Raw genomic sequence first — 23,232 nt, forward strand, 5'->3', positions numbered from 1 at the left:
CATATGTGAAAATACTATTTACAAAAGAAGATTGACGGGAGGAAACGTCTTGCATTTCGACGCCTTGATGCGTTCTCCGACAGCTAAGACGCGCTCCACGCAGGGCTGGCGGTGTCGGCCATGAACGATCTTGCGCCCACCGTCGGCGTCGCCTCGACGCACCCAAAAGACATGCCCGAGGACCATGCCGCGCTGCCGGTGTGGAATGCCGAGAACTGGTTCTACGAGGATTGGCCGGTCGGCCAGAAAATCCGGTCGTTGCGACGGACCATGGCTGAAGGCGACAGCCATTTGTTCAACACGCTGGTGCTGGACATCCACCCCTATGTGCAGGACCAGATGTTTGCCGAAAGCGAAGGTATTTTCGGCAAGCGACTGATCGCCGGCGCCTTCGTCTTTTCAGCCGGCCTGGGGCTGGTCGCCACCAACTGCGTCAACGCCTTTTCCTACGGCTACGACAAGCTCCGCTTCATAAAGCCTGTCTTCATTGGCGATACGATCTATTCGATCCGCTCCAACCTCGACAAGAAGCCCCGCTACAAGGAGATGGGCCTGATCCGTGCCAGCTATGAAGTGTTCAAGGGCGAGGGCGAGCTCGTTCTCTATTGCGAGCATCTGCAGACGGTGAAGTACCGCAACCCGGCCGACTTCGTCGGCAAGACGGAGAAGTGAAGATGCCGGCAGCAGCCGAATTGCCGCTCGCCGGTCTCGTCGTCGTCGACATGAGCCAGTTCCTGTCCGGGCCCTATTGCTCACTCAGGCTGCTCGATCTCGGCGCCCGTGTGATCAAGATCGAGCGTCCGGATGGCGGCGACCTGTCGCGTCGGCTCTATCTCAGCGACACCGAGATCGGCGGCGATTCCACCATCTTCCATGCCATCAACCGGGCCAAGGAAAGTCTCGCTATCGACCTCAAGAACGAGGCGGATCTTGCGGTACTGCGCGGCCTTCTGGCCAAGGTTGACGTGCTGATCCAGAATTTCCGGCCGGGCGTCATCGAACGGCTCGGCCTGGACTACGGGGCGGTCCGCAAGATCAATCCGCGGCTGGTCTATGCCTCGATCAGCGGCTATGGCGAGGACGGTCCTTGGGTCAAACGCCCTGGCCAGGACCTGCTGGCGCAGTCGCGCTCCGGCGTGATGTGGCTGAATGGCGACGAGGACCAGGGGCCGGTGCCGTTCGGACTTGCCATCGGCGACATGCTGGCGGGTGCGGCCTGCGCGCAAGGCATTCTGGCAGCACTGGTGCGGCGCGGCATTACCAGCCAGGGCAGCCATATCGAGACCAGCCTGCTGGAAGCACTGGTCGATTTCCAGTTCGAGGTGCTGACGACGCATCTCAACGATGGCCGCCGCCTGCCCAAGCGCTCCAACTTCCGCAGCGCGCATGCCTATCTGTCGGCGCCTTACGGTGTCTACCCGGCCAAGGACGGCTATCTCGCCATCGCCATGACGCCGATCCCCAAGCTGGCCGATCTGCTGTCGCTCAGCGCGCTGGCACCCTATCGCGACAAGCCCGCATCGTGGTTCACGGCGCGCGACGACATCAAGGCGATCATCGCGCAGAGGATCGCCACCAAGACCATCGACGAATGGCTTGCCATCCTCGAACCCGCCGACATCTGGTGCGCCAAGGTGCTGACCTGGCCGGAGATGCTGGCAAGCGAGGGCTTCCAGTCGCTCGACATGCTGCAGACGGTGACGCGCGAAGACGATGTCTCGATCCTCACCACCAGTTCGCCGCTCAGGGTCGATGGCGTCAGAGCCAAGGTCGATCGGGCGGCACCGCGCATCGGCGAGCACAGTGCTGCAATCCGCGCGGAGTTCGGCCTGTGAGTTCGCCCAAGCTCAAAGGCATGACCTGGAGCCATCCGCGCGGCTACGATCCGATGGTCGCCTGCTCCTCTCTCTGGGAGCAGAAGACCGGTATTGCCATCGAATGGGACAAGCGCTCGCTGCAGGATTTCGAATCCTTCCCGGTCGAAGAGCTGGCGCGCGCCTATGACCTGATCGTCATCGACCATCCGCATGTCGGCCAGATCACGGCTGAGCGCTGCCTCGAGCCGCTGGATATAGCCGGCCGCGAGGCGGAGCGTGCTGCCCTCAGTTCCGGCAGTGTCGGCCGGTCCTATCCAAGCTACACTTGGCAGGGACGGCAATGGGCGTTTCCTATCGACGCGGCGGCCCAAGTCCAGGCATGGCGGCCGGATGCGCTCGATGCGCCGCCGGCGCGCTGGAGCGAGGTGCTCGATCTCGCCCGGCAAGGCGGCGTGCTGCTGCCGTTGCGCCCCCCTCATGTGCTGATGGTGTTCTACACGCTTGCCGGCAATCTCGGGCATTCCTGCACAACCGATCCGTCCCACGATCTCATTGATCTTGAGGCCGGCAGTGAAGTGTTTGAGACGATGCGCGAGATCGCATCGCTGGTCGAACCTGCGTGTTTCGAGATGGATCCGATTGCCGTCTCGGAGCGCATGGCGGAGGCTGGCTCCCGCATCGTCTGTGCACCGCTGATCTACGGTTACGTTTCCTATGCAATGGCGGGTTTTCGCGCGAACCGGCTGGCGTTCGCCGACATCCCGGTCGTTGGCTATAGCGGCCCCATCGGCTCAGCGCTCGGCGGCACCGGGATAGCCGTATCAGCCTTTTCCAAGGCCAGAGATGCCGCGATCGATTTCGCCTACTGGGCCGCGAGCGGCGACGTCCAGCGCGGCGCCTATGCCGCTGCCGGCGGTCAGCCCGGCCATGCCGCGGCCTGGGAGGACCAGACCGTCAATGAAGCGACCGGCAATTTCTATCGGGATACGCGCGCGACGCTGGAAGGCGCATGGGTGCGGCCACGCCATGATGGCTACATGGCGTTTCAGCAGGCGGCGTCCGACCGCATCCTTTCCGGCATGACCTCCCGGCACAAAGCCGCCGAGGTCGTTGCCGATCACAATCGCCTGTTTCGGGAAAGTTCTCCGACGCAGGTGTCCGGCGCTGCCGGTGGAGGAGCCTGAACGAAACCGAACGGAGGAGAACAAGATGACAGGAATGATCCGCGGCCTGCTGGCCGCAACGGCGCTTGCCTCGCTTGCAACGACCGCCTTTGCGCAGGATGTGCAAGGGGTCATCGGCGGGCTGCCGACCGAACTCAAGGCGCAGTATGACGGCGCGCCGCAGAAGGTGCTGCCCTCGGCCTGGGACAATTTCACCGCGCCGCCGAAGCCGTGGAAGTGGTGCCACTCGGAATCCTACCAGGGCAATCCATGGCGGGTGACGGTGACCAAGGAGCTGAAGCGTCTCGTCGACGGGCTGATCGCCGACGGAACGGTGTCCAGCTTCGAGGTGTCGGACTCCAACAACGACGCCAGCCAACAGATCAACCAGATCCGTGCCTTCATCGACAAGAAGTGCTCGATCATCACCTCGATCCCGGGCTCGGCGACGGCACTCGATGATGCCATTGATGCCGCCGCCAAGGCCGGCATTCCGTTCATCACCGCGGCCGGTTCGGTGACCAGCCCGAACGCGATCAATGTCGATTCCAACTATGCGCGCTGGGGCTATGACATGATGACGGCGATCGGCAAGGCGCAGCCGGACGGTGCCAGCATCCTGCTCGTCGAAGGCATTGCCGGTCACCCGATCGTGGTGCAGGAGCGCCAGGGCGCGGACAAGGCGCTGGCCGAAAATCCAAAGCTGAAGATCTCGCGCAACGTCAACGGCAACTGGACGGCCAACGTCACCAAGACGGTGGTGCTGCAGGCGATCGCCACCAATCCGGCGCCGATCGATGCGGTGTGGACGACCGGCAGCGAAAGCCGCGTCGTCGCCGAGGCCTTCGCTGAAGCCGGCCGGCCGACGCCATTGATCACCGGCTCGATCACCGGCGATGCGCTGGGCTACTGGAAGGCCAACCCCGACAAGTACCGCTTCGAAGGCCATGCGGTGCTGCCGCACTGGACCGCCGAGACGCTGTTCCGCGTCGGCGAGCGCATGCTCGACGGCCAGAAGCCGAAGCTGAACACGCTGCTGATCCCGATCCCGCCGGTGCACAGCGCCGATCTCGGCGCCTGGTACAAGGACTGCATGACGACCGATGCCGTCTCGATCTTCCCGATCCCGCCAAAAGATCCGATGCCGGAGGAATGGCTCGACGCCTATTTCTCGAACCCGGCGCCGACCAAGGGATGGGATTACTCGAAGGTGCCAGACCCCTGCGCAAAGTGACGCCTGCGCGAACCAGCCTCTCAGCAAGCCGGTTCCCTTCGCGGAGCCGGCTTGCCAGCATCGAAACGCGACATGCTTGAAATCAAAAACATATCCAAACGCTACGGCGAGACGGTCGCGCTCGCGGACGCGTCGATCGCGTTCCGGGCGGGGACGATCCACACGATCCTGGGCGAGAACGGTTCGGGCAAAAGCACCATGGTCAAGCTCCTGTCCGGCATCGTCCAGCCGGACAGCGGCGCGATCCTGCTGCAGGGCAAGCCGTTTTCAGGCGCCAGCCCGTCGGCGCTTCAGGCGCAAGGCTTCGCCACGGTGTTCCAGGAGGTGCTGATCGCACCGGACCGCAGCGTGATGGACAACATCCTGCTCGGCCTCGACCGACTGGTCCAGCGCGTCGTTCCCCGCAACGAGCGCCGCGACCGGGCCGCCGCCGCGCTGAAACGCTTCGCCGTCACCGACGTGTCTCTCGACATGCCAGCCGGCCTGTTGCCGCTCGCAGCACAACAGCTTGTCGTTCTCGCTCGTGCGATCGTGCGCAATCCAAAAATCCTGATCCTCGACGAGGTCACCGCCGCGCTCGACTTCGCCGATCGCGAATCCGTGTTTTCCCTGATGCGCGCGCTGGCCGGCGAAGGTTGCCTCATCCTGTTCATCACCCATCGCATGGATGAGGTGATGTCGCTTTCGGATCGCATCTCGATCCTGCGTGGCGGCAGCGTCGTGCGCACCGAAGAGCGCGGCGCCTCGACACCTGCGGAACTTCTCAAGGCGATGGCGCCACGCACGGCGGCGGAGCTGGCGCATGGCTGATCGCGCTGCCCTCACAGTTCGTGACCTCATTATTGCGCCCGGCGCCAGCTCGATCACGCAGGCGGTCGCTCCGGGCGAGATCGTCGGCCTTGCCGGCCTCGACGGCCACGGCCAGGAACTGTTCCTCAAGATGCTGGCTGGCCTGGAGCCGCCGCATGGGGGCTCGATCATGCTCGACCTGCCCGGTGAGCCTCGCAAGATCACCGGCTTCCGCAAGGCCGTCTCCAGCGGCATCGCCTACCTGCCGCGCGACCGGCGTGCGAACGGCATTTTTCCGACGCAGTCGGTGCTCGACAATTTCGCCGTCTCGACACTGCCGCGCGATACGCGGCTTGGGCTGATCAGCCCGGCGGCGCGCAAGGCGCGCTACGATATCTACCGTGAAAAATTGTCGATCGTCGCCCCCCGGCCCGATGCGCCGATCACCACCCTGTCGGGCGGCAACCAGCAGAAGGTGCTGCTGGCTCGCGCGCTGGCGCTGGAGCCCGCGATCCTGCTTCTCAACGATCCTACGCGCGGCGTCGACGTGGCGACGCGGCACGTTCTCTACGACGTCTTTCGCGCGCTAGCCGCCGACGGTATGGGGCTCGTCATCCTGTCCAGCGAGATCGAGGAGATTCTTCTCCTGTGCCATCGCGTGCTGGTGTTCCGCGAAAACGAGGTCGCGGCCGAGATCGCCGGCGACCTGCTCACCACTGACAGCGTCATATCAGCCATGTTCGGACGTGCGGCATGAGCCCTGTTGCGCGTCTCCTGTCCCTTGGGCGAAACGTCGGCTTCGCGGTCGTGCTGCTGGTCATTCTGCTCGCGGTCAATCTCATCCTCAGCCCGGGGCGGTTCCAGCCGGGCTCCTGGGGTGCACTGGTCGGCTTGGCTGCGCCCTTGATCGGCGCGGCCATCGCCTCCACGCCTGTCATCCTCGCCGGCCGTGGCGGTATCGACATTTCGGTCGGGCCGCTGATGGGCTTCGTCAACGCTTTTGCGATCCAGTTGCTGTTCCTCGGCGCCGGCATCTCATCGCCCCTGGTGCTCGTTCCGGCGGCGCTGCTCGTCGGCGCGCTGGTAGGTGCCGCGAACGGCTTTCTGGCGACCATCGTGCGCATCCAGCCGATCGTCGCCACGCTCGGCACCTATCTGATCCTGACCGGTGTGACGCTGACGATCCTGCCAGCGCCGATCGGCCCGGCGCCGGCCTGGCTCAAGGCACTGTCCGGCTCGCTGTCGATGCTGCCGCTGGCATTGATGTTCATTGCCTGGTGGCTGGTGCGGCGCACCCCTTACTACGACCAACTGATGGCAGTCGGCAGCGACGACCGTGCCGCCTACACCGCCGGCGTCGATGTCACGCGCGTGCGCTTCATCGCCTATGTCATGACCGGCATCTTCAGCGGATGCGCCGGACTGATGCTAACCGCGCTCATCGGCTCCGCCGACCCCAATATCGGGCCGACCTACACGCTGATCGCCATCGCCGCCGTCGCGCTTGGCGGCGTCAGCCTGGCCGGCGGCCGTGGCGGCGTCCCCGGTGCCGCCATTGGCGCCATCGACATCTTCCTCCTGCAAAGCGTGCTGACGACATTCAATGTCTCGACCTTCGTGCTGCAGATCGCCTATGGCGCGATACTGGTGCTGGCCGTGATGCTGACCGCGCTTCAGGAACGTTTTTCCATGAGGGGTCGCTGACATGGTTTTGCGCCGAAACCTGTTCGCCACATCCAACGCCCGCGTCGTCGGGGCCTTCTGTGTCGCTGCCCTTCTGCATCTCGCCGGCACAGTTCTCATTCCCGGCTACTCGGCGCCGTTTGCGATACGCGCCATGCTTGTGCTCGCTTCGCTGCTCGCCGTGGCCTCGATCGGGCAGACGCTGGTCGTCATCATGGGTGGCATCGACCTGTCGATACCTTTCGTCATCGGCTTTGCCAATGTCGTGGCCGCGCAGCTCTATGGCGATGGCTGGAATTTTGTCCTGGTCTGCGGCCTCGTCGGCGTGCTGGCGCTCGTCATCGGCGGGCTGAACGGGCTGATCTCGCGCAGCCTCGACATACAGCCGTTGATCGTCACGCTCGGCATCGGCATGGTGGTGCAAGGGCTGGTGCTGCTGTGGACAGCCGGCTTCCCCTCAGGCTCCGCGCCACAAGCGGTTTCCAGCTTCGTGTCGATCGGCGGATCGGCCGGGCCACTGCCGGTTCCGTGGCTGGTGCCAAGCCTGGTCGTGCTGGCGGCGCTCGTCGTGCTGGTGCTTGATCGGACGCCCTATGGTCGGCGGCTCTACGCGCTGGGCAGCAATCCGGGCGCGGCACCGCTGGCGCTGATCGATCCGGTTCGCATGTGGGTCGTCACCTATGCGGCGAGCGCCTTCTTCGCCGCCGTGGCAGGCGTGCTGCTGCTCGGTTTCACCGGCTCGGCCTATGGCGATGTCGGCCAGCCTTATCTGTTCCAGACCATCGCAGCGGTCGTCGTAGGAGGCGCAGCACTTGTCGGTGGCCGGGGCAGCTATCTCGGTACGATCGCCGGCGTATTGGTGCTGACCGAGATCAACACGCTGCTGATCGGCCTCGGCTTCCAGCCGTCCGCGGTGCAGGCCGCGCTCGGCTTCATCATCGTGCTGCTGGTCTCGCTCTATGGCCGCGAACGGCACGTCTCGACGACGATCTGACGCGACGGCGACGCAACTGGGCTAGTCGAGCCGCCACAGCTTGCGGGCATTCGCGGACAGGAGCTTGTCGCGCTCCGCAATGCTGCAACCGACAAGCAGCGCATGGGTCGCCGCCACCCAGGTCGACAGCCCGCCGCCAAGCGTGCAGACCGGCCAGTCACTGCCCCAGACAACGCGGTCCCAGCCGAACGCACCGATTGTGTGCTCAACGTAAGGGCGCAGCGTCTCAACCGCCCAGTTGCCGGCATCGGCATAGGCGACGACACCGGAAATCTTGGCCACCACATTCGGGCGCCGCGCAATCTCGCTCATGTGTTCGCGCCACGGATGTTCGCTGTTGCCCTTGATGTCGGGCACACCGCAATGGTCGAGGACGAACTGCACGTCGGGCGCCAGGTCGGCAAGCGCGATCGCCTTGGGAATCTGGTGCGGCAGCACGACGAGATCGAAGGTCAGGCCGGTGCCGCCAAGCCGCTTGATGTTGTCGCGAAACACGGCGCCGTCCGAGAGCTCGTCGGGCATCACATGGAGGACGCGGCGGAAGCCCTTGACGAATGGGTTTGCTCGCTGCCTTTCGAGATAGGCGGGAAAGTCCGCCTCTTCGGGCCGGCAGGACGCGATCACTCCGGCCAGCATGCTGCCGGGCTGCCGTGACAGCCCCTCGACCCGAACGGTTTCGGCCTCGATGTCGGCCGGATCGACATCGACCTCCATATGCAGCACGCGCTCGATGCCGACACGCTGCGCCTCCACGGCGTAGTCCTCATAGGAGAAATCGCGATTGAGCGCGGGCACACCGGCGAGCCAGGGATAGCGCAGGGCCGAGCGATCGATGAGATGCAGATGGGTGTCGATTATCATGGCTGGCTTCTCCTCCGGCTTTTCAAATCATCTCACGGAAGAATTCTTCATTCAAATAAGAATTTATGCCGATGAGCCGACTGCGGAGCCGGCAAGGTGCGACAGCTTTCCAGCCGTGACCAGCAGCAGTTCGATCGTCCTTGTGATGTCGGGCGCCGAAGGCGCGTTGACGACGGTGATGTAGGGAATCGACAGCGCGGCGATCGCCTTGCCGTCGGAACTGCGCACCGGGGCGGAGAGGTTGAAGACGCCGGCGGTCTGCATCGAAGCCATCATCTCGTAGCCGCGGTCGCGGATCTGGTCGAGACGGGTGAAGAACTCGGCCGATTGCGCCGTCTTGTCGGTGCTGCGGACATGCTCCGATATCATCATCTGCCGCTCTTCCGGCGAGCGGAAGGCAAGCAGCACGTGCCCCGACCCGGTGTCGAACAGGCTGATGTGCGAGCCGACCCGGATCGATATGCCCCAATAGTTCGGCGCCTCCTGCTGACCGATGACGACGGCAGAACCACGATCAAAAACAACGAGTTGGTTGGCCTGCTGCGAAGTCTCGGCCAGTTCGCGCATCAGCGGCGTGGCGTAGGAAACCAGCCGCCGCACCGGAGCATGCAACTGCGCCAGGCCGAACAGCTTGAGCGTCAGCGAATAGCGGTCGCCGTCGAGCCTGGTGACGTAGCCGCGCCGCACCAGCCGGTCCAGCATGCGGTAGAATTCGTTGGGGCTGCGGTCGAGTTTCTTGGCGATTTCGGCCTGCGTCAGACCGCCATCAACGCCCGCCAGCAGTTCGAGGATATCGAGCCCCTTGTCGAGCGCCGGCGCGCGATAACGCTCGTCTTCGCTGTCGTCCATGACTCATCCCTCCAGTGAATTTCACCCTTCATATACGCAGCAACGCGTCCGGCGGAAACAAATTTCGCCTTGACGTATCCATGAATGTTTTGTTTGTATATGAATGTAGCACTTCTTGTCATCAGACGAGTTGCGGTCGCCGCTGAGGCGCACCAAGGGAGGATACAAATGAACAGACTGCTTTCCGGCGTGTCCGCCGGCGCATTGTTGCTTGCATTCAGTGCAAGCGCTGCCCTTGCCGGCGACCTGCCCGGTAAGTTCGAAGGCGTGACCGTCGACGTGAAGCTGATCGGCGGCCAGCAATATGAAAAACTCTACGAGCGCATTCCCGAATGGGAAAAGGCGACCGGCGCCAAGGTCAACATCCTGACCAAGAAGAACGGCTTCGACATCGACAAGGAGCTCAAGTCCGACATCGCTTCGGGCAGCACCAACTGGTGCGTCGGCTGGAACCATTCATCCTTCGCGCCGCAATATACGGGCCTCTACACCGACCTGAGCAAATTGCTGCCCAAGGCAGAGATAGACGCCTTCGTGCCGTCGACCATCAAGTCGGCTACCATCGACGGCAAGCTGGAGATGCTGCCGCGCGCCCAGTTCGACGTTTCAGCGCTCTACTACCAGAAAAGCCTGTACGAGAACGCCGACAACAAGACCAAGTTCAAGGCGAAATACGGCTATGACCTGGTGCCGCCGGACACGTGGAAGGAAGTCACCGACCAGGCCGAGTTCTTCGCCAATCCGCCCAATTTCTACGGCACGCAGTTCGCCGGCAAGGAAGAGGCGATCAACGGCCGCTTCTTCGAGATGGTCGTCGCCGAGGGCGGCGAGTATCTCGACAAGGACGGCAAGCCGGTCTTCAATTCCGAGGCTGGCGTCCGGGCGCTCGACTGGTTCGTCAACCTCTACAAGGCCAAGGCCGTGCCAGCCGGAACCACCAATTATCTCTGGGACGATCTCGGCCAGGGCTTTGCTTCGGGCACCGTCGCCATCAATCTCGACTGGCCGGGATGGGCCGGCTTCTTCAACGATCCGAAATCGTCGAAGGTCGCCGGCAATGTCGGCGTCAAGGTCGCGCCTAAGGGCTCTTCGGGCAAGCGCACCGGCTGGTCCGGTTTCCATGGCTTCTCGGTGACCGAGAACTGCCCCCACAAGGAGGCCGCGGCTTCCCTGGTTTGGTGGCTGACCAACGAAGACAGCCAGAAGTTGGAGGCCGCCGCAGGTCCGCTGCCGACCCGCACCGCGGTCTGGGACTGGGACCTGAAGCAGGCCGAAAACGATCCTTACAAGAAGGAGGTTCTTACCGCCTTCCAGGAGGAGGCCAAGCACGCCTTTGCCGTGCCGCAGACGCCTGAATGGATCGAGATCTCGAACGCCGTCTATCCCGAGTTGCAGGCGGCGATCCTCGGCGACAAGACGTCGAAGCAGGCACTGGATGAAGCTGCCGTCAAGGCGACGCAAATCCTCCAGGACGCAGGCAAGCTGTAGAAACCACTCCCGAGGCTGCCTCCCCCATCATGAATGGGGGAGGTGATCGCGTTTCGCGGGATGCCGGCGGTTTACGCTAACCTTCGCTCCCGGCCCACGCAGCGCCGTCCAAATGCAAACACCTCAAGGATTCTGATGAAGGGCTTCAAGCCATCCGCGCCATTCCTGCTGCTGCTTCCGGCCATGATCGTGCTGGCGGCGGTTGTCGTGATCCCGCTGTTGCTATCGCTCTATTCCAGCTTCACGCCTTTCCGCCTGACGCGACCCGAAACGTTCTACGTCTTCATCGGCATCCGGAACTATATTTCGATCCTGTCCAACACCGATTTCTGGTGGGCCTTCGGCCGCACGGTGCTGCTGCTGACCATCGCGCTCAATCTTGAAATGCTGCTCGGCCTCGGCCTCGCGATGCTGGTCGAGAAGGCGACGCGCGGCCAGCGCATCCTGCGCACGCTGATGATGTTTCCGATGATGTTCTCGCCGATCCTCGTCGGCTTCCAGTTCAAGTTCATGTTCAATGACAATATCGGCCTGGTGAACAATGCCCTGCAGTCGCTCGGCATCACGCAAGACGCCATACCGTGGCTGATCGAGGGCCATCTCGCCTTCATCGCCATCTCGATCGCCGAGATATGGTCGTCGACCGCGATCTTCGCCATCCTGATCCTCGCCGGTCTGCTCGCCATGCCCAAGGAGCCGATCGAGGCGGCGCGGGTCGACGGCTGCACGCCGTGGCAGACGTTCCGCTATGTGACGTGGCCGTTCGTCATGCCTTTCGCCTACATCGCCATGACCATCCGCTCGCTCGACGTGGCGCGCGCCTATGACATCGTCAAGATCATGACCGATGGTGGACCGGCGGGCCGCACAGAGCTGTTGTGGACGCTGGTGGCGCGCACCGCCTACAGCGACGGGCGCATGGGTATGGCCAACGCCATGGCCTATTTCTCGATCCTGCTGTCGATCGCCTTCACCGTCTACTTCTTCAACAAGCTCGCTGCGGCGCGCACGCAGATCGGTGCGGAGTGGTGAAGATGGACGAGAATTCTTCCGCCCGCCTGAAGCGCCGCCTGCTCAGCGTCGTCTATCGCATCGGCCTGTTCCTGGCGATGCTGACGATCTGCCTGCCGGGCCTGTGGATCGTCATCTCGTCGCTGCGGCCGACCGTCGAGATCATGGCCAAGCCGCCGGTGTGGATCCCGCAGGAGATTTCGTTCGACGCCTATGTCTCGATGTTCAGCGGCATCGGCAAGGGTGGCATCCCTGTCATCGAATATTTCCGCAACTCGCTGATCATCTCGGTGACCTCGACGGTCATTGCGGTGGCCATCGGCATGGCCGGCGGCTATGCCTTCGCGCGCTACCGCTTCCGCGGCAAGTCCAGCGTGTTCCTTGGCCTGATGCTGACGCGCACGGTGCCCGGCATCGCGCTCTCGCTGCCGCTGTTCTTCCTCTACGTGCGGCTTGGCATCATCGACACGCATTTCGGGCTGATCCTTGCCTATGTCGCGCTCAACGTGCCGTTCACCATCTGGCTGATCGACGGCTTCTTCCGTCAGGTGCCTAAGGATCTCGCGGAAGCGGCACAGATCGATGGCTGCACGCGCTGGCAGGCTTTCTGGCAGGTCGAGTTTCCGCTCGCCGGGCCGGGCATCGCGTCGGCCGCGATCTTCGCCTTCCTGACCTGCTGGAACGAGTTCGCGCTGGCCTCGCAGCTGACCCGGTCGGTAAGCGCCAAGACGCTGCCGGTCGGGCTGCTCGACTACACCGCCGAGTTCACCATCGACTGGCGCGGCATGTGCGCGCTCGCCGTGGTGATGATCATCCCGGCGCTCACCCTCACCTACATCGTCCAGAAACACCTTGTCGGGGGCCTGACCTCCGGCGCGGTGAAAGGCTGATCCAATGGCAACCGTCTCCCTCTCCAAGCTAACCAAGCGCTACGGTAACATCGGGATCGTGCACGGCATCGATCTCGATATTGCCGACCGCGAGTTCATCGCGCTGGTCGGCCCGTCCGGCTGCGGCAAGTCGACGACGTTGCGCATGATCGCCGGACTGGAAGAGATCAGCGCCGGCTCGATAGAGATCGGCGGGCGCGTCGTCAACGACCTGCCGCCACGCTCGCGAAACATCTCGATGGTGTTCCAATCCTACGCGCTCTACCCGCACATGACGGTGCGCGAGAATCTCGGCTTCTCGCTGAAGATCGCGGGGGCGGCCAAGGAAGACATGGAGCGCCGGGTCGCCGAGGCCTCGGCCATCCTCGGCCTCGACACGCTGCTGGACCGCCGCCCGTCGCAACTGTCGGGCGGCCAGCGCCAGCGCGTCGCCATGGGCCGCGCCATCGTGCGCGACCCCGATGTGTTCCTGTTCGACGAGCCGCTTTCCAACCTCGACGCCAAATTGCGCACGCAAATGCGCACCGAGATCAAGAAGCTGCATGCCAAGGTGCAGTCGACGGTGATCTACGTCACCCATGATCAGGTCGAAGCGATGACACTTGCCGACCGCATCGTCATCATGCGCGACGGCCATATCGAACAGGTCGGCACGCCTGACGAAGTTTTTCGGCGGCCGGCGACGCGCTTCGTCGCCGGCTTCATCGGCTCGCCGCCGATGAACCTGCACGAGGCGACGATCGATGACGGCCAGATGGTTTTCGCCAGCGGCGAAAGACTGCCACTGCCCGGCCAGTTCAAGGCCAATGTCGCGACTGGCGACAAGGTCGTGTTCGGACTGCGGCCGGACGACATCTATCCGACCGGGCATGGTATCAGCTCCGGGGGTGCTGCCGATGTCCATCAGATCGAACTGCCGATCACGGTCACCGAACCGCTCGGCAACGAGACGCTGGTATTCGTCGAATTCAACCGCGAAGACTGGGTGACACGCATGCTGAACCCGAGACCGCTGAGGCCGGGCGAGCGGATCGCCATGAGCCTCGACATGTCGCAGGCTCATCTGTTTGCCACTGAGACCGGAAAGACATTGCGGAGCTGATCGGCATGGCCAGAATCGAGAAAGTCGAACTGCGGATGGTGGACCTTGTGCCCAAGGTCAAGCGCACCGACGCGATCCAGAGCTTCGTCAGCCAGGAAACGCCGATCATCACGATCACCGATTCCGACGGCGCGGTCGGCACCGGCTACAGCTACACGATCGGCACTGGCGGTTCGTCGGTGATGCGGCTCCTGTCCGATCATCTGGTGCCGCGCCTGATCGGCCGCGACCCCGACATGATCGAGGCGATCTGGCACGATCTCGAATTCGCCACCCATGCCACCACCATCGGAGCGATCACGGCCATCGCGATCGCGGCGATCGATACCGCACTTTGGGATCTGCGGGCGAAAAAGCAGAACCTGCCGCTGTGGAAGCTGGCCGGCGGCGCCAAGGATCGCTGCCCGCTCTACACGACCGAGGGCGGCTGGCTGCACATCGAGACGCAGGCGCTGGTCGACGACGCGCTGGCCGCAAAGGCCAAGGGCTTTCGCGGCTCGAAGGTGAAGATCGGCAGGCCGCACGGCTCGGAAGATCTTGCCCGCCTGTCGGCGGTGCGAAAGGCGGTCGGCGACGGCTACGAGATCATGACCGACGCCAATCAGGGATTTTCGATCGACGAGGCGATCCGGCGCGCCGCAAGGCTGCGTGAGCTCGACCTCGCCTGGATCGAGGAGCCGCTGCCGGCCGACGACATCGACGGGCATGTGCGATTGTCGAACTCGACGCCGACGCCGATTGCGATTGGCGAGTCGCTCTACTCCATCCGCCATTTCCGTGAATACATGCAGAAAGGCGCTTGCTCGATCGTCCAGGTCGATGTCGGCCGCATCGGCGGCATCACACCCTGGCTCAAGATCGCGCACGCGGCGGAGGCCTTCGACATTCCGGTCTGTCCGCATTTCCTGATGGAGCTGCATGTCAGCCTGACCTGCGCTGTTCAGAACGGCCGATATGTCGAGTACATTCCGCAACTCGACCAGTTAACTGGCAAGCATATGCGCATCGAGGATGGCCAGGCGCTGGCGCCCGACGAGCCGGGCATCGGCATCGACTGGGACTGGGACGCGGTCAAGGCCATGAGCATCGCCGAATTCACCACGGCGATCACCAGATAGGAGACGGGCATGCGGCGGATGGGAATGGTTCTGGGGCTGAAGCCGGAAAAGGTCGAGGAGTATGTCCGCCTGCATGCCGCCGTGTGGCCTGACGTGCTGACGATGATCTCGGCCTGCAACATCAAGAATTATTCGATCTACCTGAAGCGGCCGGAGAACCTGTTGTTCAGCACATTCGAATACCACGGTAGCGACTACGAAGCCGACATGGCCAAGATGGCGGCCGACCCGAAGACGCAAGAATGGTGGGCTGTCTGCATGCCTTGCCAGGAGCCGCTGGCGACGCGCAAGGAAGGCGAGTGGTGGGCCGAGATGGATGAGGTCTTCCATCATGACTGAAGGCGGTTTCGACCCTGCCTTGCTCGTCCAGTCCTGGCCCAAACCCTCCAAGCCCCGGCCGATAGTCACCTTCGGCGCCGGATCGATCGTCGGCGACGCGCATTTCCCGGCCTACCGGAAAGCCGGTTTTCCGGTCGCCGGCCTCTACGATCCGGACCATGCCAGAGCTGAAAAACTGGCCAGCCAATGGGGTGTGACAGCCTTTCGCTCGGCCGGGGAGGCTGCTGCCGTCGAGGGTGCGATCTTCGATCTCGCCACGCCGCCGTCGCGTCATGCCGATGTGCTGAAATCCTTGCCCAATGGCGCGGTGGCGCTGATCCAGAAGCCGATGGGCAGCAACCTTGCCGAGGCGACCGCGATCCTCGAAATCTGCCGCGCCATGAAGCTGCATGCGGCGGTGAACTTCCAGCTGCGCTTCGCACCGATGATGCTGGCGCTCAAGGACGCCATCGCCAAGGGTTGGCTCGGCGAGGTCGTCGACTTCGACGCCTGGCTGGCGCTGGCGACGCCGTGGGAGCTGTGGGAATTCCTGCTCAAGGCGCCACGCGTCGAGATCGCCATGCACTCAATCCACTATCTCGACTTGATCCGGCAGTTGCTCGGCGACCCCAGAGGTGTCCACGCCAAGACGCTTGGCCATCCCAACCATGCCGTGGCGCAGACGCGCACCAGTGCCATTCTCGACTATGGCGACACCGTGCGCTGCGCCCTGTCGATCAATCATGACCACAAGTTCGGCCGCCGGCACCAGGCCTGCGAGTTCCGCATCTGTGGCACCGAGGGCGCCGCCTATCTCAAGCTCGGCCTCAATCTCGACTATCCCACAGGCGAACCGGATGTGCTGGAGATCCATCCGAAAGGCGGAACGGACTGGGTCGCGGTGCCGCTCGCCGGCGAGTGGTTCCCCGACGCCTTCGTTGGCCGCATGGCCAATGTCCAGCGTTTTGCTATCGGAGAAGATGCTACGCTGATCAGTCCAGTTGAGGATGCGTGGAGCACGATGGCGCTGGTCGAGGCCGCCTATCAGTCGAGTGCGGCACCAGCGACACCGATCGCGGAAAGACCCTGATGGAACAGATCCAGTATTTCGAGGACTACGAGATCGGCTCCTCGCGCCTCACCGGCGGCCGCACCATCACCGAGACCGACTTCATCGTCCATGCCGGCCACACCGGCGATTTCTTCCCGCACCACATGGACGCCGAGTTCATGAAGACGACGCCATTCGGCCAGCGCATTGCGCATGGCACGCTGGTGTTCTCGGTCGGCATCGGGCTGACGGCAACCGTCATCAACCCCGTCGCGTTTTCCTATGGCTATGATCGGCTGCGCTTCATCAAGCCGGTGTTCATCGGCGACACGATCCGCACGCGCACCACCATCGCGGCCAAGGAAGACGATCCGAAGCGGCCGGGTTCAGGGCGGGTGATCGAGCGCTGCGAGGTGATCAACCAGCGCGGTGACGTGGTGCTCGCGGCCGACCACATCTACATCGTCGAACGCAGGCCGGCGCAGGGCTGAAGCCCATCGCAATGCCCGTGAGCCACGCCGTCAGGATTTTCGCGACAGGCCATCTCCCTGATTGCGCTGACCAGCGTCTCGCTTCCTTCGCGCAGATGCTGCCTCAGAATTCTTGTGGCCTTGTCGCCATCGCGCCGCCGACAGGCGGCCAGCAGGTCGCGATGCTCCGTCTGCGAGCGGTTGCGATAGTCCAGGTTCGACAGCAGGATGCGGACGTAGCGATCGGCTGCATTGTGGTGGGCCTCGATCAGGCTGAGCAGTCGATGGTTGCCGCAGGCGTCGTAGAGAGCCAGATGAAAGTCCCCGTTCAGGGCCCCCAACGGCCGACATTGCGCTCCGCATCGATCTGATCGAGCACCTGTTCCGCCTCATCGAGCTTCTCGTCGGCGAGGCTGGGTACCGAGAGCCGGAGCGCCTCGCTTTCGAGCAGTTCGCGCAGGGCGTAGATTTCACTGATCTCGACGCTGTCCATCCGGGCGACCTGCGCGCCCTTTGTCGGGTGGATGGAAACAATGCCCTCGGCTTCAAGCTGGCGAAGGGCATCACGAATGGGCATCCGGCTGAAGCCGAGCTGCTCGGCCACCTCGTCCTGGCGCAGCGGAGTGCCTGCCTTGATGGTTCCATTGGCAATGGCCTCGCGCAGGACATTGGCGACCTGCTCGGCCACGGTCCGCGGTCCCTGCATCACGCTTTCCGCAAATCCTCGCAACCGACGCTCCCGTTCACATGGTGCCAGCGGAACCGAAGACTCCCCGAGTGGCTATAAGTATGCCCGTATACGCACACATTCAGCATCATTTTCGAGACTTGCCCGACCGAACGTGGCCGCTAACCTGCACGCCATCCTCGGCGCGCCGCAGCCGGCCATCGCCTCCGGCTTGCCGATGAAGGGCTGATCGACATCCTGGCGCAGCGCGGCAGCTTCGTCGCGCCGATCCGGGTGAGCGACGTCGAGGAAGCGCAGTTCATTCGCGAGGCGCTCGAGGTCTCCGTCGTGCAGAGACTGGACGGCCACGGCTCCGGCGGCTTGATCGCGGCAGGCAGGGTGAACCTTGCCCAGCAGGCCAAGGCGGTGGCCGAGGGCGACCGCGAGCTGTTCCTCGAACTCGACGAGGCCTTCCATCGCAACCTGTGCGAAGAGGCCGGCCTGCCCAAGAGCTGGCGGGTGATCCAGGTGGTCAAGCTGCAGATGGACCGTGTGCGCTATCTGAGCCTGCCCGAGCCCGGATACTTGGAAACGCTGCTCGCCCAGCATTTGGCGATCCTCGAGGCCGTGGAAATCGGCGAGGCAAAACAGGCAGGCGCGCGCATGGCGGCATCTGCGCGAAGTGTTGGGCACGGTGCAGCGGCTCAACGTCGCCCGTCCGGATCTCTTTGGCCAGTGATCCGTTGACCGCCGCTCATAGTGTCATTGGGTGAGGAGCCGCCCCAATCTTCACGCGGCCGCATGGCCGTCGCGCTGACGCTTCTCACGCAAGCCACTCTTTCACCGCCGGGCGGGAGAGAACCGCGCGCATCCTGTCCTCGGCGTCGGCGACAGCCAGCGCCATTGGGGCACGGGTCGGGCCGCAATCGACGCCGATGACGCGGAAGGCCGCTTTCATGCCCGGCAGCACGCCGGTTTCCAGCAGCACCTCGACGAAGTCCTGCGAGACCATCTGCAGTGTTTTCGCTCGGGCCAGGTCGCCGGCACGGATCGCCTGATCCACCGCCACGTACAGCCTGCCAAGCAGATTGTAGGTGGTGCCGATGCCGCCATCGGTGCCAAGCATGCCGGCGGCGGCATAGATTTCGTCGAAGCCATAGTAGAACAATTTTTGCGGCTGCCGTTTGCGCAGCAGCGAATATTTGAACAGGTCGGTGGAGGTGTATTTGATGCCGACGACATTGCGCAGATCCAGCAACCGCACCAGCAGGCTGAGCGGCAATGGCCGGCCGGTCCGCAAAGGGATTTCGTAAACGATCAGCGGTAGATCCGTTGCCGCCGCCAGCGCCTGGTAATAGCCAAAGACCTCCTCGTCGGAGAACGGATAGGAATGCGGCGGTAGCGCCGACAGCGCGTGATAGCCGAGCTTTTGCGCCTGCCGCGCCAGACGGATGGAATCGCGCAGGTTCGGCATGCCGACATGGGCGATCAGCCTGACGCCGGTGCTTGTGGCGCCAGCGAACACCACCTCTTGCTGAACCAGCAATTCGTCCACCGTCAGCAGGCCGGATTCGCCGCTGCTGCCGCCGACATAGAGTCCCGCCAGGCCCTGGCGCAGGACATAGTCGCTGATGTTGCGCTGGCGCTGCGGATCGAATTCGCCGGCATCGCTCAGTCCGGTCATCAGGGCGGCATACATGCCCGCCAATTCCTTGGTCATTTGGGGATCCTCGGTCTTTCCAGGAGAGTCATGGGGTGGCATCGCCGGCATGATGGCAGGCGACGAGATGCTGGCCGGAGACGCCAGAGCCGAAATCGCGCACCTGCGGGTCTGCCCTGGTGCAAATGTCGGTGGCCATCGGGCAACGCGGATGGAAATGACAGCCGGGCGGCGGCTTCGACGGATCGGGTACGCCACCGCCGAGCACGATACGCCGGCGTGTGCCGCCAGCCTTGGGGTCCGGCACCGGGATCGCCGACAGCAGCGCGCTTGTATAGGGATGCAGCGGACTGCCGAACACCGCTGCTGTGGTGCCGATCTCGACGATCCGGCCCAGATACATGACCGCGACGCGGTCGCTGAGATAGCGGATCATCGACAAATCGTGGCCGATGAACAGATAGGTCAGGCCGAGGCGCGCCTTGAGGTCGTCGAGCAGGTTGACGATCTGCGCCTGGATGGAGACGTCGAGCGCCGAGATCGGCTCGTCGGCAATGATGAATCTCGGATTGGCTGCCAGCGCGCGGGCAATGCCGACGCGCTGGCGCTGGCCGCCGGAGAGTTCGAACGGGTAGCGGTTGCGCAGCGCTTCCCGCAAGCCGACCAGCGCCAGCAATTCGCTGACACGGACGCCACGCGTCGCCCGGGTGCCGATCTTCTGGGCGCGCAGCCCCTCGCCGATGATGCGCCCGACGGTCATGCGCGGATTGAGCGAGCCGAACGGGTTCTGGAAAACCATCTGCATGTCGCGACGGCGCTGCTTGAGCTCATCGCCTGTCGCGCCGGCATAGTCCCTGCCCTCGAAGAGGACGCTGCCGGCGCTCGGGCGCTCCAGGCCGAGCACGGCGCGGCCGGTCGTCGACTTGCCGCAGCCGCTTTCGCCGACCAGCGCCAGCGTCTCGCCGCGCAGCACCTCGAAGCTGACCCCATCAACCGCGTGCACAGCGCCGACCTGCCGCTTGAGCACACCGCGTCGGATGGGGAAATGCACCTTGAGATCGGAGACGACAAGCAGCGGTTCCTGCTTGGGCGCCGCTGCCGGTGCCGCGCTTGATGCGGCTGCCGGCGTGCGCGGTAATCGTGCCACCTCTCGCCAGCGCCAGCACGCGGTGGTGTGGCCGGCGCCGACCGTTTCCAGCGGCGGTCTCTGCTCGCGGCAGCGCACCTCGGCATAATCGCAGCGCGGCGCGAAGGCGCAGAATGTCGGCGGCAGAGTGACGTTGGGTGGCGCGCCCTTGATCGGCACCAGCCTGGTGTTTGCCGCAGTCAGCGACGGAATCGAGTTCAACAGGCCGATCGTGTAAGGATGTGTCGTCGCCGAAAACAGCTCATCGACCGGTGCTTGTTCGACGATCGAGCCCGCATACATCACCGCAACTCGGTCGACGAAGCCGGCGACAAGGCTGAGGTCATGGCTGATCCAGATGATCGCCATGCCGAGCTGTTTTTGCAGGCGCACCACCAGTTCGACGATCTGCGCCTGGATGGTGACGTCGAGGGCCGTGGTCGGCTCGTCGGCGATCAGGATCGACGGTTTGCAGACCAGCGCCATGGCGATGCCGATACGTTGCAATTGCCCGCCCGAGAATTGGTGTGGAAAGGCACGCATGCGCTGCGGCGCGTTGGCGATGCCGACGAGGTCCAGCATGTCGAGCGCCTGACGTTCGGCCTCGGCCTCATTCAACCCCTGGTGCTCGCGCAGCGCCTCGGTCAATTGCAGGCCGATGCTCAGCACCGGGTTCAGCGACGACATCGGATCCTGGAAGATCATGGCGATGTCGCGGCCGCGTATCTGGCGCAAGTCGCTGTCGGGCATGGCCAGAAGATCGCGGCCACGAAACAGCGCTCGGCCTGCGGTGACGCGGCCCGGCGGCTTGCGGATCAGCCCCATCAGCGTCTGCACGGTGACCGACTTGCCCGAGCCGCTCTCGCCGACGATGGCCAGCGACTCGCCTTCGGCAAGCTCGAAGGAGACGTCGTTGACGGCATAGACGGAACTGTCCCGAGGCCCGAACTCGACGCTCAGCCCCTGAACGGAAAGCACCGCTTGCTGCCCGATCCACTTTGCGGTCCCGTCGATGGCAAGTGCGTCGGCGCCCATCATTTCGTGCTCCCGCCCATGATGTGCTGCGGGTCGAGCGCGTCGCGCAGGCCGTCGCCGACGAAGTTGATGCTCAGCACGGCGACCGCGATCATCGCGCCGGGCGGGATCCACATCCAGGGCTGGCTCTCAAGGATCGACAGCGTGCGGGCATCGCGCAGCATGTTGCCCCAGCTGGCAGCCGGCGCCTGCGCGCCGAGGCCAAGGAAGGACAGCGAGGCCTCGAGCAGGATGACTGTCGCAACGTCGAGCGTGATCGCCACCAGGATCGGGCTCAGCACATTGGGCAGGATATGCTCGAGGATGATGACCGAGGGCGAGGTGCCGAGTGAGCGCGCGGCGAGGACGAATTCCTGGTTGCGCAGCGCCAGGATCTCGCCACGCGTCAGCCGGGCGATGGACGGCCAGCTGAGCAGGCCAATGACCACCATGGTGTTGAGGATGCTGGGTCCGACCGCGGCGACAAAAGCGATGATGATGACCAGGCGCGGAAAGGTCAGCACCATGTCGATCAGGCCCATCAGGAAGAGGTCGACCTTGCCGCCGAAATAGCCGGCGACGCAGCCGATGAAAATGCCTATGGCCGCCGAGATTGCCACGGCGACGAAGCCGACCGTCAGCGAGATGCGACCGCCATAAAGGATGCGGGCAAAGATATCGCGGCCGGTGCCGTCGGTACCCAGCCAGTGGCCGCCGCCCGGCGGCTGATTGCGGCCGCGCAGGTCGATGTCGTTGGGGCCATAGTGCGCGATCAGCGGCGCCAGTGCGCAGGCGAGCACGACGATGGCGAGCATGACCAGCCCCAGCGTCGCCAGGCGGTGGTTGAGGAAGCGGCGCGCTGCCTCGCTCCACAGGCCGCGCGAGGCGCCGGAGGCAATCGTCAAGTCGGCGGCGGTGGCGTCAGTCATAGCTCACCCTAGGGTCGAGCACGCTGTAGGCAAGGTCGGTCGCGAGGTTGGCCAGCATCACGATGATGGCGGTGATCAGCACATAGCCCATGATCACAGGGCTATCCCTGTTCACCACCGCATCGATGAACATCAGGCCGATGCCCGGCCACTGGAAAATGGTCTCGATCACCACCGAGCCGCCGAACAGGGTCGGCAAGGTCAGCCCGAAGACGGTGACCAGCGGGATCAGCGCGTTGCGCAGGCCGTGGCGTAACGTGATCGTGCTGGGCCGCAAGCCCTTGGCCCTGGCGGTGCGCATATAGTCCTGGTTCAGTACTTCGAGCATGCCGGCGCGGGCATAGCGCATGAAGATCGCGGCGCGGAACAGCGCGAGTGCGGCAGCCGGCAGAATCAGATGCCTGAGATTGTCGACGAGCGAGAAGCTGTCGCCCGCCGTCGAAATGCCCGACGACGGCAGCCAGCGCAGTTCCAGCGCAAAGACGTAGACGAGCAGCAATCCCATGAAGAAATCCGGGATCGACACGCCGACGAAACCGCCCAGCGTCAGCGAATAGTCCGTCAGCCGGTATTGCCTGAGCGCCGAGATCACCCCCAGCGTGGTGCCGATGATGAAGGCGACGAGCAGCGCCACCCCCATCAGTTCCAGCGTCATCGGCAGGCGCTCACCGATGATGTCGCCGACACTGCGGCCATTGACGAAGGAGCGGCCGAGATTGCCGTGCAGGATCTGGCCGATCCAGTTGAGGTATTGGACGTAGAGTGGCTGGTCGAGGCCGAGTTCGCCGCGACGCATCGCGATCAGAGCCTCGCTCGATGGCGCCTCCGCCGTGATCATCGCCAGCACGGCGTCGCCCGGCATGGCGTGCGCGATGCTGAAGACGATGACAGTGACGCCGAACAGCACAGGGATGCTGAGCAGCAGCTTTCGCAGGAGATAGCTGAGCACCGGCCTCTCCTATCGTTGAAGGCGGCTGTTGAGGCGATGGGGCATGAGG

At 64.0% G+C, this 23,232-nt stretch carries 25 protein-coding genes; 17 read left to right on the top strand and 8 right to left on the bottom strand.

From position 1 onward, the window contains the following. The first annotated feature begins 120 nt into the window (after positions 1 to 120). From ASD99_RS14030 to ASD99_RS14065, 8 genes are all read left to right on the top strand, one after another. Positions 121 to 672 (top strand): MaoC family dehydratase, encoded by a 552-nt coding sequence (locus ASD99_RS14030; RefSeq protein ID WP_056581681.1) that lies wholly within the window; start codon positions 121 to 123, stop codon positions 670 to 672. Positions 673 to 674: 2 nt separating this feature from the next. Beyond that, positions 675 to 1,835: a CaiB/BaiF CoA transferase family protein gene (locus tag ASD99_RS14035; protein WP_057143995.1), complete on the top strand. Its 1,161-nt coding sequence runs from the start codon at positions 675 to 677 to the stop codon at positions 1,833 to 1,835. Then, positions 1,832 to 3,001 carry an extracellular solute-binding protein gene (locus ASD99_RS14040; RefSeq protein WP_057143996.1) on the top strand — a complete coding sequence of 390 codons (1,170 nt, stop codon included), beginning with the start codon at positions 1,832 to 1,834 and terminating at the stop codon, positions 2,999 to 3,001. The genes ASD99_RS14035 and ASD99_RS14040 overlap by 4 nt, the downstream gene beginning before the upstream one ends. Positions 3,002 to 3,026: 25 nt before the next feature. Further along, positions 3,027 to 4,214: an ABC transporter substrate-binding protein gene (locus tag ASD99_RS14045; protein ID WP_057144115.1), complete on the top strand. Its 1,188-nt coding sequence runs from the start codon at positions 3,027 to 3,029 to the stop codon at positions 4,212 to 4,214. Between the two features lie 72 nt (positions 4,215 to 4,286). Beyond that, complete coding sequence (locus ASD99_RS14050) at positions 4,287 to 5,024, top strand: ATP-binding cassette domain-containing protein (RefSeq protein WP_057143997.1); 738 nt, start codon at positions 4,287 to 4,289, stop codon at positions 5,022 to 5,024. Further along, on the top strand, positions 5,017 to 5,760 hold the full coding sequence (locus ASD99_RS14055; protein ID WP_057143998.1) for an ATP-binding cassette domain-containing protein: 744 nt from the start codon (positions 5,017 to 5,019) through the stop codon (positions 5,758 to 5,760). The genes ASD99_RS14050 and ASD99_RS14055 overlap by 8 nt, the downstream gene beginning before the upstream one ends. Next, on the top strand, positions 5,757 to 6,707 hold the full coding sequence (locus tag ASD99_RS14060; RefSeq protein ID WP_057143999.1) for an ABC transporter permease: 951 nt from the start codon (positions 5,757 to 5,759) through the stop codon (positions 6,705 to 6,707). The genes ASD99_RS14055 and ASD99_RS14060 overlap by 4 nt, the downstream gene beginning before the upstream one ends. A 1-nt stretch (position 6,708) precedes the next feature. Next, entirely contained in the window at positions 6,709 to 7,680 is a 972-nt protein-coding gene (locus ASD99_RS14065; protein ID WP_057144000.1) for an ABC transporter permease, read from the top strand. Positions 7,681 to 7,701: 21 nt separating this feature from the next. Here the strand turns inward: ASD99_RS14065 and ASD99_RS14070 are convergent, their stop codons facing one another. Both ASD99_RS14070 and ASD99_RS14075 read right to left on the bottom strand, forming a co-directional pair. Continuing rightward, complete coding sequence (locus ASD99_RS14070) at positions 7,702 to 8,541, bottom strand: amidohydrolase family protein (protein ID WP_056581712.1); 840 nt, start codon at positions 8,539 to 8,541, stop codon at positions 7,702 to 7,704. Between the two features lie 63 nt (positions 8,542 to 8,604). Beyond that, positions 8,605 to 9,390 (bottom strand): IclR family transcriptional regulator, encoded by a 786-nt coding sequence (locus ASD99_RS14075; protein ID WP_056581718.1) that lies wholly within the window; start codon positions 9,388 to 9,390, stop codon positions 8,605 to 8,607. A gap of 168 nt (positions 9,391 to 9,558) precedes the next feature. On the opposite strand from ASD99_RS14075, the gene ASD99_RS14080 reads away from it, so the two are divergent. The 8 genes from ASD99_RS14080 (at position 9,559) to ASD99_RS14115 (ending at position 16,859) form a co-directional block, all read left to right on the top strand. Continuing rightward, on the top strand, positions 9,559 to 10,878 hold the full coding sequence (locus ASD99_RS14080) for an ABC transporter substrate-binding protein (protein ID WP_056581721.1): 1,320 nt from the start codon (positions 9,559 to 9,561) through the stop codon (positions 10,876 to 10,878). A gap of 135 nt (positions 10,879 to 11,013) precedes the next feature. Beyond that, positions 11,014 to 11,910, top strand: coding sequence for a carbohydrate ABC transporter permease (locus tag ASD99_RS14085; protein ID WP_057144001.1), 897 nt, complete (start codon positions 11,014 to 11,016; stop codon positions 11,908 to 11,910). Positions 11,911 to 11,912: 2 nt separating this feature from the next. Continuing rightward, positions 11,913 to 12,779, top strand: coding sequence for a carbohydrate ABC transporter permease (locus ASD99_RS14090; protein WP_056581733.1), 867 nt, complete (start codon positions 11,913 to 11,915; stop codon positions 12,777 to 12,779). Positions 12,780 to 12,783: 4 nt separating this feature from the next. Then, positions 12,784 to 13,881, top strand: a complete 1,098-nt coding sequence (locus tag ASD99_RS14095; RefSeq protein ID WP_056581735.1) for an ABC transporter ATP-binding protein — start codon at positions 12,784 to 12,786, stop codon at positions 13,879 to 13,881. 5 nt (positions 13,882 to 13,886) lie between these two features. Then, complete coding sequence (locus tag ASD99_RS14100) at positions 13,887 to 14,999, top strand: mandelate racemase/muconate lactonizing enzyme family protein (protein WP_057144002.1); 1,113 nt, start codon at positions 13,887 to 13,889, stop codon at positions 14,997 to 14,999. A 9-nt stretch (positions 15,000 to 15,008) separates the two neighbouring features. Next, positions 15,009 to 15,338: an L-rhamnose mutarotase gene (locus ASD99_RS14105; protein ID WP_056581739.1), complete on the top strand. Its 330-nt coding sequence runs from the start codon at positions 15,009 to 15,011 to the stop codon at positions 15,336 to 15,338. Next, complete coding sequence (locus tag ASD99_RS14110; RefSeq protein WP_057144003.1) at positions 15,331 to 16,407, top strand: Gfo/Idh/MocA family protein; 1,077 nt, start codon at positions 15,331 to 15,333, stop codon at positions 16,405 to 16,407. Before ASD99_RS14105 ends, ASD99_RS14110 begins: the two co-directional genes overlap by 8 nt. Then, a complete protein-coding gene (locus ASD99_RS14115) occupies positions 16,404 to 16,859 on the top strand; it encodes a MaoC/PaaZ C-terminal domain-containing protein (protein ID WP_056581932.1) in 456 nt (151 codons plus the stop codon). Before ASD99_RS14110 ends, ASD99_RS14115 begins: the two co-directional genes overlap by 4 nt. On the opposite strand, the gene ASD99_RS35115 is transcribed toward ASD99_RS14115, so the two are convergent. Continuing rightward, positions 16,826 to 17,179 carry a GntR family transcriptional regulator gene (locus tag ASD99_RS35115; RefSeq protein WP_274533693.1) on the bottom strand — a complete coding sequence of 118 codons (354 nt, stop codon included), beginning with the start codon at positions 17,177 to 17,179 and terminating at the stop codon, positions 16,826 to 16,828. The two genes, ASD99_RS14115 and ASD99_RS35115, sit on opposite strands and share 34 nt — an antisense overlap. Next, positions 17,167 to 17,526 (bottom strand): GntR family transcriptional regulator, encoded by a 360-nt coding sequence (locus ASD99_RS35120; protein WP_274533694.1) that lies wholly within the window; start codon positions 17,524 to 17,526, stop codon positions 17,167 to 17,169. The genes ASD99_RS35115 and ASD99_RS35120 overlap by 13 nt, the downstream gene beginning before the upstream one ends. Positions 17,527 to 17,799: 273 nt before the next feature. Between ASD99_RS35120 and ASD99_RS14125 the strand changes: the two genes are divergently transcribed. Next, complete coding sequence (locus ASD99_RS14125; protein WP_056581742.1) at positions 17,800 to 18,252, top strand: GntR family transcriptional regulator; 453 nt, start codon at positions 17,800 to 17,802, stop codon at positions 18,250 to 18,252. A gap of 76 nt (positions 18,253 to 18,328) precedes the next feature. Here ASD99_RS14125 and ASD99_RS14130 read toward each other — a convergent pair whose 3' ends face one another. From ASD99_RS14130 to ASD99_RS14145, 4 genes are read right to left on the bottom strand one after another with little or no spacing between them, the layout of a single operon-like run. After that, positions 18,329 to 19,225: a dihydrodipicolinate synthase family protein gene (locus ASD99_RS14130; RefSeq protein ID WP_056581745.1), complete on the bottom strand. Its 897-nt coding sequence runs from the start codon at positions 19,223 to 19,225 to the stop codon at positions 18,329 to 18,331. A gap of 28 nt (positions 19,226 to 19,253) precedes the next feature. Next, on the bottom strand, positions 19,254 to 21,329 hold the full coding sequence (locus ASD99_RS14135; RefSeq protein ID WP_200950994.1) for an ABC transporter ATP-binding protein: 2,076 nt from the start codon (positions 21,327 to 21,329) through the stop codon (positions 19,254 to 19,256). Next, the gene (gene opp4C, locus ASD99_RS14140) at positions 21,326 to 22,234 is read right to left on the bottom strand and encodes an oligopeptide ABC transporter permease (RefSeq protein ID WP_056581747.1); all 909 of its coding nucleotides are present in this window, start codon (positions 22,232 to 22,234) and stop codon (positions 21,326 to 21,328) included. Before opp4C ends, ASD99_RS14135 begins: the two co-directional genes overlap by 4 nt. After that, positions 22,227 to 23,183 carry an ABC transporter permease gene (locus ASD99_RS14145; protein WP_057144004.1) on the bottom strand — a complete coding sequence of 319 codons (957 nt, stop codon included), beginning with the start codon at positions 23,181 to 23,183 and terminating at the stop codon, positions 22,227 to 22,229. The genes opp4C and ASD99_RS14145 overlap by 8 nt, the downstream gene beginning before the upstream one ends. Positions 23,184 to 23,232: the final 49 nt, after the last annotated feature.

Source organism: Mesorhizobium sp. Root695 (assembly GCF_001428185.1).
In the GTDB taxonomy this organism is placed as follows: Bacteria; Pseudomonadota; Alphaproteobacteria; order Rhizobiales; family Rhizobiaceae; genus Mesorhizobium.